The organism is Bacillus paranthracis, assembly GCF_001883995.1.
Lineage (GTDB): Bacteria > Bacillota > Bacilli > Bacillales > Bacillaceae_G > Bacillus_A > Bacillus_A paranthracis.
In genome coordinates this window covers 1-14,773 of the sequence record NZ_MACE01000035.1, presented here as the reverse complement: position 1 = coordinate 14,773, position 14,773 = coordinate 1, and the positions used below count along the sequence as shown (strand labels likewise).

The window sequence follows — 14,773 nt, the reverse complement described above, 5'->3', positions numbered from 1 at the left end:
AATTGACGTTTCACGTTGTTTGTTTCGTTTAGTTTTCAAAGTTCAACATCGCGTTTCAGCGACTTTTATAATTTAACATTTTGCGTTAAATCTGTCAACAACTTTTTTCTTTCGTTCCTGACGACGCTTATTAATTTACCATATTAATCATTCACAAGTCAACACTTTTAAAAAAAATGCCAAAATAAATTTATTTTGGCATGATATAAAGTTTAATAACCACTAATGCAGCAACACCGGGTAGGCCTAATAAACTTGTAATTGTTGCGGTGCCCAAGTTAATTGGGATATGAAAATCAAAATACGTTCCTACAACATTTACGATAAAAAGTAATGCTACTCCCAAAGTAACATGAAAGAGCGCTTTTCCTATAAAACGCAACGGCTTAGAAGAAACACCAAAAACAAGGAAAATAAAAACTAACGCAAGAATACCAACAATAATAATTGTAGAATTCATTTTTTTCCTCCTTATGAATGACCTATACACATTTATTTGTATGGGACAAGACAATAAAAAAGAACGTTTATTATATAACTCCAGTCGTTTCATCTTATTCACCTTGATTCGGCTACACGTTCTTCACAAAAACTATTAATCGATCTTTCCAAACGAATAAAATAAAAAGGCTCTGCTTTTTCAGCAGAACCTTTTACCATTGCTCCATCTTTACAGGACGACGTTTTGCTTCTTTTAGCAAGAAGAAATATTTCGCCTCTGCTATTTTCAAAGAACAAAGTACATCTTGAGATGGTTCAACACTTTGTTCAACCATTCTCTTTTGACGTAACCATTCATTCTTCACCTTTTCTAATAGTACAATTAGCTTATCATCATACTCTTTACGCAATTTACCCTTTTTTTGAAAGAACATTTTTGTTTCTCCTCTTATACTTCTCTACGACCTTCTAACGCTTTCGACAGTGTCACTTCATCTGCATATTCTAAATCTCCACCAACTGGCAGACCGTGTGCAATACGAGTCACTTTAATACCTGTCGGCTTTAAGAGGCGGGATATATACATCGCTGTAGCTTCCCCTTCAATATTAGGATTTGTTGCTAATATTACTTCTTGTACTGTTTCATCGTGTAGTCGCTTTAGAAGTTGCGGGATATTAATGTCTTCTGGTCCAATCCCCTCCATTGGAGAGATAGCACCACGTAACACATGATATACACCTTGATACTCTTTCATCTTTTCCATCGCGATTACATCTTTCGGTTCTTGCACGACACAAACAACTGATTGATCTCGATGTGAATCGTTACAAATATAACAAGGATCACGGTCAGTAATATGCCCGCACACAGAACAATATGCTAAGTCTCGCTTCGCATTTACAAGTGCTTTTGCAAAACCTAACACATCATCTTCTTTCATATCTAATACGAAAAACGCCAATCGAACCGCTGTTTTCGGTCCGATTCCTGGCAATTTCATAAAACTATCAATTAGTTTTGATATTGGTTCTGGATAATGCATATATCAATATCCTCCTAGAACATTCCACCCGGTAAGTTTAAGCCTTTTGTAAATTTACCCATTGTAGAGTTTGAAAGTTCATCAGCTTTCTTAAGTGCATCGTTTGTTGCAGCTAACACTAAGTCTTGTAACATTTCGATATCTTCTGGATCTACAACTTCTTCTTTCACTTTTACTTCAAGAATTTGCTTATGACCATTTGCAATAACTGTGATCATACCGCCGCCAGCTGTACCTTCAACTGTTTTTTCGCCAAGTTCTTCTTGCGCCTTTGCCATTTCCTTTTGCATCTTTTGCATTTGTTTCATCATGTTATTCATATTTCCCATTCCGCCACGCATCATAATTAATTCCTCCTAATTATTATTACTCTTTTATTTCAATGAGTTCTTGCCCTACTAATTTTACAGCCTCTTCTATGAGAGGATCTTCTTTTTTCTCTGGGCTTTCTTCAGAACTTCCACCTTCACGCTGTAAAAAATCTTCACGGATTTTACCCCATTCACTTTTTGGAATGGCAATCATATTTAATCTTTTACTTAGCAATTCAAATAAAGTTTGTTCCACTGTATCCATAGCCTCTCGATTTTCGCTTGCCATTTTACAGTGAATCTCATATTGGAACGCTAAAACGTAAGTATCATCTGAAGCCGCTACCGGTTCGCTATTTTCTAATAAAACAGCAAACGCTACTTTGTTGTATGCTTTGAGTCTTCCTAACAACTCTCCCCATACAGCTTTTAATTGTTCTAAATCTTGACGCTTCGCTTGCTTTAATACTTCATTTACGCGTCCGACAGGTATCTTCATACTTCCTGTCCGTACTGGCTTTGGTGCTGCACGCGTCTCTCTGACTTCCTGCTGCACACCAGCCGGCACACCATTCTTTTTGACTTGTTCTAACTCTTTCTCTAATTGCTGCATCCTGTTCATAATTGCTTGTAAACGATCTGCACCATTTGCTTGCATCATAAACTGTTGACACAGTTGTACCATAACAACTTCTAAGAAAATTCGCGGATGATTTGTCCACTTCATTTCCTGTTGTGCTTTACTAAGAGTATGAATGATCTCATAGATTACTTCCGGCTGCATTTCTTCACTTAACGTCCGGAATTGCTCATCAACCATTACTCGTTCCAACATATGTTCCAATTGTGGTGAAGTTTGATATAAAAGCATATCACGATAATAGTAAATGAAATCCTCCATAAAGCGAACTGGATCTTTCCCTTTACCCATCATCTCGTCTATGATACGTAATGCTCTTGATACATCATTTTCACGTATACATTCTACTAAGTTGCCTAAGTATTGCTGAGAAACAGACCCCGTTACAGCTAATACATCTTCTGTCGTAACGGTCTCATCACTATAAGATATTGCCTGATCAATAAGACTGAGCGCATCACGCATACCACCTTCAGCGGCACGTGCAACAATTTGTAATGCCTCATCTTCTACTTGCGTACCTTCATTGTTCACAACTGTCGATAATCTCTCAACAATATCATTTACTGATATCTTTCGAAATTCGAAACGTTGGCAACGCGAAATAATTGTAGGCGGTATCTTATGCGGTTCTGTTGTCGCCAAAATAAAGATAACATGTCCTGGCGGTTCTTCTAACGTTTTTAAAAGCGCATTGAAGGCACCCATGGAAAGCATGTGAACTTCATCAATAATGTATACTTTATATTCTACAGCACTTGGAGCATATTTTACTTTATCTCTAATATCTCGAATTTCATCTACACCGTTATTTGAAGCCGCATCAATTTCTAATACATCTGAAATAGACCCTTGTGTAATCCCCAAACAAGAAGGACATTCATTACAAGGTTCAGCTACCGGAGCATGTTCACAGTTAATTGCTTTTGCAAACACTTTTGCAATTGTCGTTTTTCCTGTTCCTCTCGGCCCAGAAAATAAATAAGCATGTGAAACTTTCTCTTGAAGAAGGGCATTTTGCAACGTTTTTGTCACGTGCTTTTGACCGACTACATCTTCAAACTTTTGCGGTCTCCATGTTCGGTATAACGCTTGGTATGACACGAAAATACGGCCTCCCTCAAAGGTTATTATCTCATTTATTATAACCCATTCTGTTTATAGATTCCAAAAGTTATTTTCTATACAAAAAACCCACCTTAGTATTAAGGTGAGTTTTGTATACATATATAACTGCCGTGCACCTTCTGTCGATTACGTACCATAAGCGTTACTTAAGCAGTTAGCTCGGTTCAGGCACTCCTGCGGCACACGAGAAGACCCGCTTATTGCTGCTTCCTTCCGGACCTGACAAGGTTCACGGGGTCCCGTTGCGCAGGACCCAAACGTCAACACCACTTACTTAAGGCAGGCCTTACAGCAACATAACCTCGAGAAGGGATTCGGCCTCGCTAGAGCGGATTGCGAGTATAGGGCACCGCTACCTCCCCGCTTAGCACGGCAAAGTTAAAACCAATATTCGGTTGCCTTCATTAAAGGCACTATCAGTATAACTTGTTTTTTTATAAAATGCAAATACGTTAATTCTCTTTACTTTTCTCTAATTTCTTAATCGCTTTTCTTTTTTTACGAAGCGCTCTAAAAAAGTTCGTTAACAGCGTACCGCACTCTTCTTCTAATACACCAGCTACTACTTCACATTGATGATTAAAGCGTTCATCCGTTAACAGATTCATCAATGTACCTGCACATCCACCTTTCGGATCACTCGCACCATATACAACTCGCTTTACTCGTGATAAAACAATTCCACCCGCACACATCGGGCAAGGCTCTAATGTTACATATAACGTCGCATCTTCTAAACGCCATGTCCCTAATTTTTTGCACGCCTCATCAATAGCTAACAACTCAGCGTGAGCTATCGATCTTTGCTCAGTCTCCCTTAAATTATGAGCAACACTAATTACTTCACCATCCAACACTATAACTGCCCCAATCGGCACTTCTTGTATTGCCTCTGCTTTTTTAGCCTCTTCTATTGCTAACTGCATAAAATAAATATCTTGATCACGTTCCATAAAATAGTCCTTTCATTACAAATAAAGTACACTTATTTCCATTTACTACACATGGGATAACTTTTATAAATTCAATCCACCCTAAGAAAAAAAGAGAGGGGATTACATATGAAGAATACTGCCTTACTCATTATCGATATGATTAATGACTTTCAATTTTCACACGGGCCTATCCTAGCCAAAAAATGCGAAATGATAACCAATCCTATTTTACAATTAAAGAAAACAATGAAATCCTTCGGTTGCCCCGTCATTTATATTAATGACCATTATCAACTTTGGAGGTCTGATATTGACCAATTGATTACTCATTGTACAAATGAGTATAGTAAAAATATCATTCATAAGATCGCTCCAAATGCTGATGATTACATTTTTATTAAACCACATTACTCTGCTTTTTATGAAACACCTTTAAATTCTTTATTAGGCTATTTAAAAATAGAAAATCTAATATTAACAGGTGTCGCCGGGAATATATGTATCCTCTTTACAGCTAACGATGCTCATATGAGGAATTATACATTGTATGTACCACAGGACTGTATCGCCTCTAATCATGATCAAGATAACCTGCATGCTTTAAAAATAATGGAAACGACATTAAAAGCAAATATAGTACCTTCGTCTCAAATAAAATTTAATTAATACATATATCTATTTTCTAACTTTTTATATCAAATTAAACCGCTCGCCTTCCTCTTGTGCTACAATAATTCTGTTTTGTGTTTTTAGTAGTCACGGTAAATCACTGATTGAAAGGAGGAAACAGCGTGACCGGAGTACCATTTATCACGGTTGAAGGACCAATTGGTGTTGGAAAAACTTCACTTGCGAAGGAAATTTCAACTCACATGCAACTCCACTTACTGAAAGAGATTGTTGATGAAAACCCCTTTTTAGGAAAGTTCTATGAAGACATCGACGAATGGAGTTTTCAAACAGAGATGTTCTTTCTTTGTAATAGATACAAACAATTAGAAGATATTAACATAAAGTATTTGAATCAAAGGAAGCCAGTAGTAGCGGACTACCATATATTCAAAAACGTAATTTTCGCATCCCGTACATTAAAAGATTCTCAATATGACAAGTACATGCAAATCTATCGTATCCTTACACAAGATATGCCTGTTCCAAACGTTATCGTTTATTTAACAGCTAGCTTAGAAACATTACAAAAGCGAATCGAAATGCGCGGAAGAGAATTCGAAAAAAATATGGATCCAAATTACTTACTACAGCTCACAAAAGATTACGAAACAGCAATGGATGCTTTTAAAAAAGACCATCCAGATATCCCAGTATTGAAATTTAATGGAGACGATATGGATTTTGTAAAAAATCCTGATGATTTAAACGTCATCCTATCTGCCCTTCAAAATACTCTCTTAAAGGAGTCGAAATAATAATGAATTTAAGGCAAAAATATGATATCCCAAATGACGCAGTAATCACTATCGCTGGAACAGTAGGTGTCGGTAAATCCACTATGACAACTGCATTGGCTAACGCTTTAGGATATCGCACGTCATTTGAAAAGGTAGATTCTAACCCGTATTTGGACAAGTTCTATGCTGATTTCACACGCTGGAGCTTTCACTTACAAGTGTATTTTTTAGCAGAACGATTTAAAGAACAAAAAAGAATTTTTGAATACGGCGGCGGTTTTGTTCAAGATCGCTCTATCTATGAAGACACTGGCATTTTTGCAAAAATGCATCACGAAAAAGGTACAATGACGGAAACTGATTATGAAACATATAAAGGTTTATTTGACGCTATGGTCATGACTCCTTACTTCCCTCATCCAGATTTACTCATTTACTTAGAAGGTTCTTTCGATGATATCGTTGATCGTATCCAAGAACGTGGACGTCCGATGGAACAGCAAACACCAATTGAGTATTGGAAAGAGATGCATGGGCGTTATGAAAACTGGATTAATAACTTTAATTCATGCCCTGTTTTAAGATTAAACATTAATGAATATGATATTTTAAAAGATGGTGATTCCATTGAACCAATCATTAAAAAAATCGGCCATTTTTTAAAACAAACACGTAAACTTGTAAAATAAAAAACCCGTGCATACGCACGGGTTTTTCTATTAAATTACTTCTTCTTTGTTGGAGCAATAATTTCACTCTCAGGTTTTCCAGCGTTAATACGCTGACGAACAGTACTTGTACTAATATCGTACGCCTCAGCAATCTCTTTAACAGTCATTTCTTTCCCGTTAATTACTGCTGTTAATACTTTACCTGTACGTTTTGGAGCTGCTTCTTTCTTTACAGCTTCTTTTTTAACTTTTTTTGGTGCCTCTACTTTTGTTGCAGTTTGCTTTACATTACAAGTGCAACCACAAAGTTTACGGAATGTATCATCGCTAATAATGCGTGATACATTTGCACCACTGTTTAAAATTCTATTGTTCTTACAGACAGGACATTGTACATAATATAAAGTTTTTCCATCTAAAGGAAACGTTTGTATAATAAGATCCATGTTGACTCCTTTCATATCTATGAAGATAATCATCGGAATATGAGTGTGTAATAAGGACAACATATCCTTACCCCATACTTTATGATTGGTTTTAAAATAAAAACTCGTTACGTGTTGGTAACGAGTTCTCCAATCTCCACTTATATGCGCTGTTGTCAATTATATCTGGAGGAGGTAGAGGGATTCGAACCCCCGCGCGACTCTCGCCGCCTGTCGGTTTTCAAGACCGATCCCTTCAGCCAGACTTGGGTATACCTCCATATTGACATCAAATATAATATCAAAAGAAAAACAGTTAGTCAACCCTACTAAAATAAATTATGAGGAAAGGAAAATTTTACTTTCCCTCTCCTACATTATAGTACTGACAACGCTCATAATTACCAATCACTCATACCGATGAATGTTTATAAATTTACTTAATAACTGTTTTTCCTCCCATATAAGGGCGAAGAACTTCTGGAATTATAATTGTACCATCTTCTTGTTGGTAGTTCTCTAAAATAGCTGCCACCGTACGTCCAATTGCAAGACCAGATCCATTTAATGTATGAACATGTTCTGGTTTGCCGTTTGGTTCACGACGGAAACGAATGTTTGCACGTCTCGCTTGGAAAGCCTCGAAATTACTACAAGAAGAGATTTCACGATATGTGCCATAGCTTGGAATCCATACTTCGATATCGTATTTCTTCGCTGCTGTAAATCCTAAATCGCCTGTGCACATGCTCATAACGCGATATGGCAACTCTAATAATTGTAACACGCGTTCTGCATCATTTGTTAGTTTTTCTAACTCTTCATAAGAATCTTCTGGTTTTACGAACTTCACAAGCTCTACTTTATTGAACTGATGCTGACGAATTAAACCACGTGTATCACGGCCGGCTGAACCTGCTTCAGAACGGAAACAAGAGCTAAATGCAGCATATCTTATAGGCAATTGATCTTTATTTAAGATCTCATCACGGTGCATATTTGTTACAGGTACTTCAGCTGTTGGAATTAAGAAGTAGTCTTCACTTTCAATACGGAATGCATCTTCTTCAAACTTCGGAAGTTGTCCTGTCCCTGTCATGCTTGCACGGTTTACCATATAAGGAGGTAATACTTCTTCATATCCATGCTCATCAGTATGAAGATCAAGCATAAAGCTAATTAAAGCACGCTCTAATCTTGCGCCAGCACCTTTGTAGAATACGAAGCGGCTTCCTGTTACTTTTCCAGCACGTTCAAAATCTAGAATTCCTAAATCTGTAGCAAGATCCCAATGTGGTTTTGGTTCAAAAGCAAATTCCTTTACTTCTCCCCAAGTGCGAGCTACTACATTATCATCCTCTGTTTCACCAACTGGAGCAGATTCGTGAGGAATATTTGGAATAGATAGCATCAATCTTTCTAGATCTTCTTCAACTGTACGAAGTTCATTATCAAGATCTTTTACTTTTTCTCCAACTTCACGCATTTCTAAAATTAGAGCTTCTGCATCTTTCTTTTCGCGCTTCAATACAGAGATTTGTTGAGATACTTCGTTACGTTTACTTTTTAGTTCCTCTGTTTGAACAAGTAGTTCTCTTCTTCTCGTATCCAACTCTTCAAAGCGACCAAAATCAGTTAAATCTTCGCCTCTATGCTGTAACTTTGCTTTTACTTCTTCAAAATTTGTACGTAAAAATTTAATATCAAGCATTATATACTCCTCCTTTTATTTTATAAAACACAAAAAACTCCCGTCCCTATATAAAGGGACGGGAGTTAACCCGCGTTGCCACCCTAGTTGAAAGCATTACCGCCTTCCTCTCAAGTAGAAATAACGGCTCTTCACCGGGAATGTTTACTAATCATAAAGATATTCCACATTCCATTCCAGGATGGATTCACAAACTGTTTCTATCGATTTCCACCAACCATCGACTCTCTATAAGAAACGACATTTGTTACTACTTCCTATCAACACGCTTATTTTATAAAATTGTTACCATCAATTTACTATAATCTTATACAAGTTGCAAGTTACTTATACAACTTTTTTCATTTTCGCTTCTTTTACCATTTCTACAAAGTATGCTGTTACACGATGATCATCCGTTAATTCCGGATGGAAAGAAGCAGCTAAAAACGGCCCTTGTCTTACAGCCACCATTCGATCACCATGTGTAGAAAGTACCTCAACATCATCCGCTACATTTACAACATACGGAGCACGAATAAATACGCCAACAAAATCTTCTCCCACACCTTTAATAGAAAGTGCAGCTTCAAAGCTATCTTTTTGACGTCCAAACGCGTTACGCTCAACTGTAATATCCATAGCACCAATATGTGCTTCGTCATAGCCAATAAGTGTTTTTGCAAGAAGAATCATTCCTGCACATGTACCAAACATTGGTTTACCAGACTTCGCAAATGTACGAAGTGGTTCCATGAAAGCATACTTATCAATAAGACGGCGCATAGTTGTACTTTCACCGCCTGGTAAAATAAGACCATCAATCTCTTCAAGTTGTTCTATACGCTTTACAACAACAGCTTCTGCACCACTTGCTTCAACTGATTTTACATGTTCACGAACTGCACCTTGAAGACCTAGTACACCGATTTTCACCATTTTAAAGTTCTCCTTCAATTACCATCCACGCTCTTGCATGCGTTGCTCTGGTAGTAACGTTGAAATTTCAATACCTTTCATCGCATTACCTAGTCCTTTAGAAAGGCTTGCAATTAACTCGTAATCCTCATAATGAGTTGTCGCTTCAACGATTGCACGTGCAAATTTCGCTGGATTCTCTGATTTAAAGATACCAGATCCAACAAATACACCATCCGCACCAAGTTGCATCATTAACGCTGCATCTGCTGGTGTTGCTACACCACCTGCTGCAAAGTTTACAACCGGCAAACGACCAAGGCGTTTAATTTCAAGTAGTACTTCATAAGGAGCACCAGTATTTTTTGCATATGTCATTAACTCATCTTCACGTAGACTTGCAACTTGACGGATTTCTGCATTGACTTGACGCATATGACGCACTGCCTCTACAATGTTTCCTGTTCCTGGTTCGCCTTTTGTACGAAGCATAGATGCACCTTCTGCAATACGACGTGCAGCTTCTCCGATATCACGGCAACCACATACAAATGGAACTGTGTAATCACGTTTATTTAAATGGTATACTTCATCGGCAGGAGTTAATACTTCACTCTCATCGATATAGTCTACCCCTAATGATTCTAATACACGTGCTTCTACAAGGTGACCGATACGGCATTTTGCCATAACCGGAATTGACACTGCACCCATAACTTCTTCAACAATTGTTGGGTCTGCCATACGAGAAACGCCACCTGCTGCACGAATATCTGCTGGTACACGCTCTAATGCCATAACGGCAACTGCGCCTGCCTCTTCTGCAATTTTTGCTTGTTCAGCGTTAATTACGTCCATAATAACGCCGCCTTTTTGCATTTCTGCCATTCCACGTTTTACACGTTCTGTCCCTGTTACATTTGTCATGTTACAAAAACCCCCCTAGGTGAATTGCTTTTCCCCGTTAAAGGCGAAAATTAAGAATACTCTTACATTCTACCACTAACTATCAGATGCTTGTCTACTACTTTTTCATAAAGTCGGTATGAAAAATAGGAATAAGAAAAAGCCCCTACAATGAGGAGCTTTTAAAACCAACCTTTTACTGTATCAACAGCACTATTCCATATACCACTAAAGAAAGAACCAATTCCGCGCATAGCACGAGTAAACCAGTTTGCTTCTTCTACTTCAGATGTTGTTACAAGATCCACTTGTAACGACTTACCAGTTAAAAATCCAGGGTCGTTTGCATCTTTTGGCGTAATTACCATTTGACCAAGCGCAGCTCCCTTTTTAATAGGTGCTTCTTGTCCCTTACTTGATTCTTTTAATTCTGTTTTATAAACATCTTTACTTCCTTTTGGTACTGGAAGTGAAATGGCTTGTTTCGTTTGAACTGCTACATCTTTGTCTTTCGCATTTTCTACTCGTACTGTTTCTTGTCCTTTTACTGAAGAACCTTTTTTATACATTTGTTTCATTTCAAAATTAGCAAATCCATAATCATATAGCTTCTTTGTTTCATCAAAACGTGCTGTATGAGAACTTGTTTTAATCACTACAGAAATAAAACGCATACCGTTTCTTTCAACCGTACCAGTGAAGCAATCTCCCGCTTCTGGAGTTGAGCCTGTTTTTAGGCCATCTACGCCATCATATTCTTTAACTAAGCCCTTTAACATCCAGTTCCAGTTCGACATTGCAAACTTCTCTTTTTCTGGACGGAATTCTTTTTTCGGGATTTTTGCTGTATCTAACACTTTGGGATAATCTTTAATTAAATGTTGTGCTAAAGTTGCAACATCCTTTGCAGACATTTTATTCTCTTCATCCGCTGTTGTTCCTTCTGGATGCATTCCCTTTAAATCTTTATTCGTTAAACCTGTAGAATTGACAAATTTATAATTTTTCAATCCTAGTTCTTTCGATTTATTATTCATCATTTTTACGAAATCTACTTCTTTACCTGCAATTGCTTCTGCTAATGCAATCGTTGCACCATTTGCAGAGAAGATTGCCATTGCCTCGTATAACTCTTTTACTGTATAAGAACCACCATTTTCTAATGCCACATTTGATAATGAAGCATCTTGTGAAACTTTATACGCATATTCAGAAACCTTAATTTTCTGATCCCACTTAAGCTTTCCTTTATCCACTGCTTCGTGAACTAAATACTCACTCATCATCTTTGTCATACTAGCAATGGATAATAATTCATCTGCATTCTTTTGATATACAATTTTCCCAGAATTCGCTTCTACTAAAATTGCCGCACCTGCTTCAATGTTTAAAGCGGCTCCTGTTTCAGCTGATGCATTGCTATATGGTAACAACATACTACAAGCTAGTGTAAGCATTGTTACTAGCGCAATGAATCTTTTGCAAAACATACCTTTCACTTTTGCTACCCCCAATATCTATGTACTCACATAACCGTTATTCTAACATAATCAAAAAAAAATAGACAGAGATATAAAATCTCCGTCTATTTATATATAAGACATTATAATGAGTAGTTTGGAGCCTCTTTTGTAATTTGTACGTGATGAGGATGACTTTCAAGTAAACCAGCACCTGACATACGAACAAATTGTGCATTCTCACGTAAGAATTCTAAATCTTGTGCTCCGCAATATCCCATACCTGCACGTAATCCACCAACTAATTGATGAACTGTATCTGCTAAAGGTCCTTTATATGGTACTCGTCCTTCAATACCTTCTGGAACAAGTTTTTTATTTCCTTCTTGGAAATAACGATCTTTACTTCCTTTTTCCATCGCTCCGACAGAACCCATACCACGATATACTTTAAATTGGCGACCTTGATAAATTTCAGTTTCACCAGGACTTTCAGCAACACCAGCAAACATACTACCTAGCATAACAACATGTGCTCCTGCTGCTAAAGCTTTAACCATATCACCAGAGTACTTAATACCACCGTCAGCAATAACTGGGATACCGTGTTTACGAGCTTCTGTTGCACAATCATAAACCGCTGTTAATTGTGGTACACCAACCCCAGCTACAACACGTGTTGTACAGATAGAGCCTGGTCCAATACCAACTTTAACTACGTTTGCCCCTGCTTCAATTAATGCTCTTGTTGCTTCAGCAGTAGCAACATTTCCAGCGATAATATTTAATGATGGATACTTTGCACGAACTTCTTTTACTTTATCAATAACGCCTTGAGAATGTCCATGGGCTGTATCAAGTACGATTGCATCTACGCTAGCTTTTACTAATGCGTCAATGCGAGTCATAGCATCAGCCGTTACACCAACTGCTGCTCCAACTAATAAGCGCCCTTGCTTATCCTTCGCAGAATTTGGGAATTCAATTACTTTTTCAATATCTTTTATTGTAATAAGCCCTTGTAATACACCGTTGTTATCAACAAGAGGGAGTTTTTCAATTTTATACTTTTGTAGGATCTTTTCAGCCTCATCTAGCGTTGTACCAACTGGAGCTGTAATTAGCTGTTCTTTTGTCATTACGTCGGAAATTTTGATTGAGTAATCTTGGATAAAACGCATATCACGGTTTGTAATAATACCAACTAATTTTCGCTCGTCTAAATTATTTACAACCGGTACACCTGAGATACGATATTTCCCCATAAGGTGCTCTGCATCATACACTTGATGTTCTGGAGTTAAAAAGAAAGGATCTGAAATAACACCACTTTCAGAACGTTTTACTTTATCAACCTGCTCGGCTTGTTGTTCAATAGACATATTTTTATGAATAATTCCTAAACCGCCTTGACGAGCCATTGCAATAGCCATATCCGCTTCTGTTACTGTATCCATTCCTGCACTAATTAACGGGATGTTTAACTGTAAGCTTTCAGATAAAACTGTTTTAACACTTACTTCTCTTGGTAGTACATCTGACTTTGCTGGTACAAGTAATACGTCATCAAAAGTCAAACCTTCTTTAACAAATTTAGATTCCCACATAATTGTTCCCCCCATGATACCAGAAATTATTATTAGTAGCTTATCAATTGGTTAAAATACTGTCAAGGACGTATATATATGTTAGAATTTTTAGACAATAAAAGGAGCGTAATATATGCATCAGACACATTGTACTTGGCAGCAATTAAGTTTCTTCTTTTCATCTCAAAATGTACAACGTTATCTTGCCCGTTGTTATGAAAAATCCTCCATACAAAATGCTGAAAAAAAAAGTTTTGAAAATTGTTATCCCTTTATTTATTACTTAGAACATGGGAAAAATTATTATGAATTATATAAGGTAGCTCCCTTTTCAATTCAGCCAATGTTATTGTTTTATGGAATGAGCCAACTTTTTAAAGCATGCTTATTAACTATTGATCCGAACTATCCTGAATCCACTACTGTTTTAGCTCATGGTGTTACGACTCGTAAGCGGAAAAAACAGGGATATCAATTTTTAGAAGATGAGGTAAAGGTACAAAAAAATGGATTATTTACTCATGTGGCAGAACAGCTGTTTCACATGAAACACTTAGAATCAGAGAAGTTTAACATGTTGGATTTAATGGGGAATATTCCTGAATTACAAAACTTATTTCGCTATAGTCAACGAGGTGCCACTTTGTATAAAATTGATTCAACAAATGCAAATGAACTTTCCTTTTCAGTCAATATACTAGATCGACTTCATATGACTTCAGAAAGATTTTCACGTTATATTGAATCAATTTGTAAGCACTTATCCGTGCAACATGTTACTGGGAAAACGAGCGCCTCCAATTTGCTTTTTACAGCTCCTATTCAATCGTGGAATCCTATATATAGTACACCTTTATACTACGAATATCTCGCTGATACTTATTACTTACCACTTACAACTGACCCTAGAAATCCTAAACCCGTATTACCTGAACTTCTTGTTCACTATTTATTGCTCTACAATTTAAGTATGATTTCTAGATACGAAACAGATTGGTGGTATGATTTACTTGGAAGCTATGGCTCTGAAGATTACCCATTTATTTATCAATTTCTTACTATTTCTGCTCAAAAAATTCCTTACTATATTTCGAATTTTTTACTAGCAGAACCGAACCTATTTCATGGGAAATAAAAAAACACAAGTCAAAAGACTTGTGTTTTTAGTTGCTTGGCGACGTCCTACTCTCACAGGGACAAGGTCC

The 14,773-nt window shown here is 37.1% G+C and carries 16 protein-coding genes, 1 tRNA gene, 1 other RNA gene and 1 other annotated feature; of the genes, 4 read left to right on the top strand and 14 right to left on the bottom strand.

Annotated elements, in window-relative coordinates:
* Positions 1–190 precede the first annotated feature (190 nt).
* From BAQ46_RS14580 to tadA, 7 genes are all read right to left on the bottom strand, one after another.
* Positions 191–460, bottom strand: coding sequence for a pro-sigmaK processing inhibitor BofA family protein (locus BAQ46_RS14580; protein WP_001089262.1), 270 nt, complete (start codon positions 458–460; stop codon positions 191–193).
* A 193-nt stretch (positions 461–653) separates the two neighbouring features.
* Complete coding sequence (locus tag BAQ46_RS14575; protein ID WP_000466020.1) at positions 654–875, bottom strand: YaaL family protein; 222 nt, start codon at positions 873–875, stop codon at positions 654–656.
* Positions 876–889: 14 nt separating this feature from the next.
* The gene (gene recR, locus BAQ46_RS14570) at positions 890–1,486 is read right to left on the bottom strand and encodes a recombination protein RecR (protein ID WP_000559169.1); all 597 of its coding nucleotides are present in this window, start codon (positions 1,484–1,486) and stop codon (positions 890–892) included.
* A gap of 14 nt (positions 1,487–1,500) precedes the next feature.
* Entirely contained in the window at positions 1,501–1,827 is a 327-nt protein-coding gene (locus BAQ46_RS14565) for a YbaB/EbfC family nucleoid-associated protein (protein WP_001996460.1), read from the bottom strand.
* A 25-nt stretch (positions 1,828–1,852) separates the two neighbouring features.
* A complete protein-coding gene (gene dnaX / locus BAQ46_RS14560) occupies positions 1,853–3,541 on the bottom strand; it encodes a DNA polymerase III subunit gamma/tau (RefSeq protein ID WP_000121557.1) in 1,689 nt (562 codons plus the stop codon).
* 132 nt (positions 3,542–3,673) lie between these two features.
* An RNA gene (gene ffs / locus BAQ46_RS14555) (signal recognition particle sRNA large type) lies at positions 3,674–3,938 on the bottom strand.
* A gap of 79 nt (positions 3,939–4,017) precedes the next feature.
* Positions 4,018–4,518 carry a tRNA adenosine(34) deaminase TadA gene (gene tadA, locus BAQ46_RS14550; RefSeq protein WP_000439009.1) on the bottom strand — a complete coding sequence of 167 codons (501 nt, stop codon included), beginning with the start codon at positions 4,516–4,518 and terminating at the stop codon, positions 4,018–4,020.
* Between the two features lie 108 nt (positions 4,519–4,626).
* Here tadA and BAQ46_RS14540 point away from each other — a divergent pair, with 108 nt between their 5' ends.
* The 3 genes from BAQ46_RS14540 to BAQ46_RS14530 all read left to right on the top strand — a co-directional run bounded on the left by BAQ46_RS14540 (position 4,627) and on the right by BAQ46_RS14530 (position 6,598).
* Positions 4,627–5,166, top strand: coding sequence for a cysteine hydrolase family protein (locus BAQ46_RS14540; RefSeq protein WP_071742072.1), 540 nt, complete (start codon positions 4,627–4,629; stop codon positions 5,164–5,166).
* Positions 5,167–5,291: 125 nt separating this feature from the next.
* Entirely contained in the window at positions 5,292–5,927 is a 636-nt protein-coding gene (locus BAQ46_RS14535) for a deoxynucleoside kinase (RefSeq protein WP_071742071.1), read from the top strand.
* A gap of 2 nt (positions 5,928–5,929) precedes the next feature.
* A complete protein-coding gene (locus tag BAQ46_RS14530; protein WP_001053585.1) occupies positions 5,930–6,598 on the top strand; it encodes a deoxynucleoside kinase in 669 nt (222 codons plus the stop codon).
* 35 nt (positions 6,599–6,633) lie between these two features.
* Here the strand turns inward: BAQ46_RS14530 and BAQ46_RS14525 are convergent, their stop codons facing one another.
* The 7 genes from BAQ46_RS14525 to guaB form a co-directional block, all read right to left on the bottom strand.
* Positions 6,634–7,026, bottom strand: a complete 393-nt coding sequence (locus tag BAQ46_RS14525; RefSeq protein WP_000364209.1) for a sigma factor-like helix-turn-helix DNA-binding protein — start codon at positions 7,024–7,026, stop codon at positions 6,634–6,636.
* A gap of 166 nt (positions 7,027–7,192) precedes the next feature.
* Positions 7,193–7,285 (bottom strand) — tRNA-Ser (locus tag BAQ46_RS14520).
* Between the two features lie 156 nt (positions 7,286–7,441).
* Positions 7,442–8,716, bottom strand: a complete 1,275-nt coding sequence (gene serS / locus BAQ46_RS14515) for a serine--tRNA ligase (RefSeq protein ID WP_000884180.1) — start codon at positions 8,714–8,716, stop codon at positions 7,442–7,444.
* A 51-nt stretch (positions 8,717–8,767) separates the two neighbouring features.
* Positions 8,768–8,989 (bottom strand) — a binding site (T-box leader).
* 54 nt (positions 8,990–9,043) lie between these two features.
* Positions 9,044–9,634, bottom strand: coding sequence for a pyridoxal 5'-phosphate synthase glutaminase subunit PdxT (gene pdxT / locus BAQ46_RS14510; protein ID WP_000238780.1), 591 nt, complete (start codon positions 9,632–9,634; stop codon positions 9,044–9,046).
* A gap of 18 nt (positions 9,635–9,652) precedes the next feature.
* Positions 9,653–10,540: a pyridoxal 5'-phosphate synthase lyase subunit PdxS gene (gene pdxS, locus BAQ46_RS14505; RefSeq protein WP_000186156.1), complete on the bottom strand. Its 888-nt coding sequence runs from the start codon at positions 10,538–10,540 to the stop codon at positions 9,653–9,655.
* Between the two features lie 161 nt (positions 10,541–10,701).
* Complete coding sequence (gene dacA / locus BAQ46_RS14500) at positions 10,702–12,009, bottom strand: D-alanyl-D-alanine carboxypeptidase DacA (RefSeq protein WP_129075294.1); 1,308 nt, start codon at positions 12,007–12,009, stop codon at positions 10,702–10,704.
* A 113-nt stretch (positions 12,010–12,122) separates the two neighbouring features.
* Positions 12,123–13,586 carry an IMP dehydrogenase gene (gene guaB / locus BAQ46_RS14495; protein WP_000264079.1) on the bottom strand — a complete coding sequence of 488 codons (1,464 nt, stop codon included), beginning with the start codon at positions 13,584–13,586 and terminating at the stop codon, positions 12,123–12,125.
* A gap of 115 nt (positions 13,587–13,701) precedes the next feature.
* Between guaB and BAQ46_RS14490 the strand changes: the two genes are divergently transcribed.
* On the top strand, positions 13,702–14,703 hold the full coding sequence (locus tag BAQ46_RS14490) for a YaaC family protein (protein WP_000554271.1): 1,002 nt from the start codon (positions 13,702–13,704) through the stop codon (positions 14,701–14,703).
* Positions 14,704–14,773 lie beyond the last annotated feature (70 nt).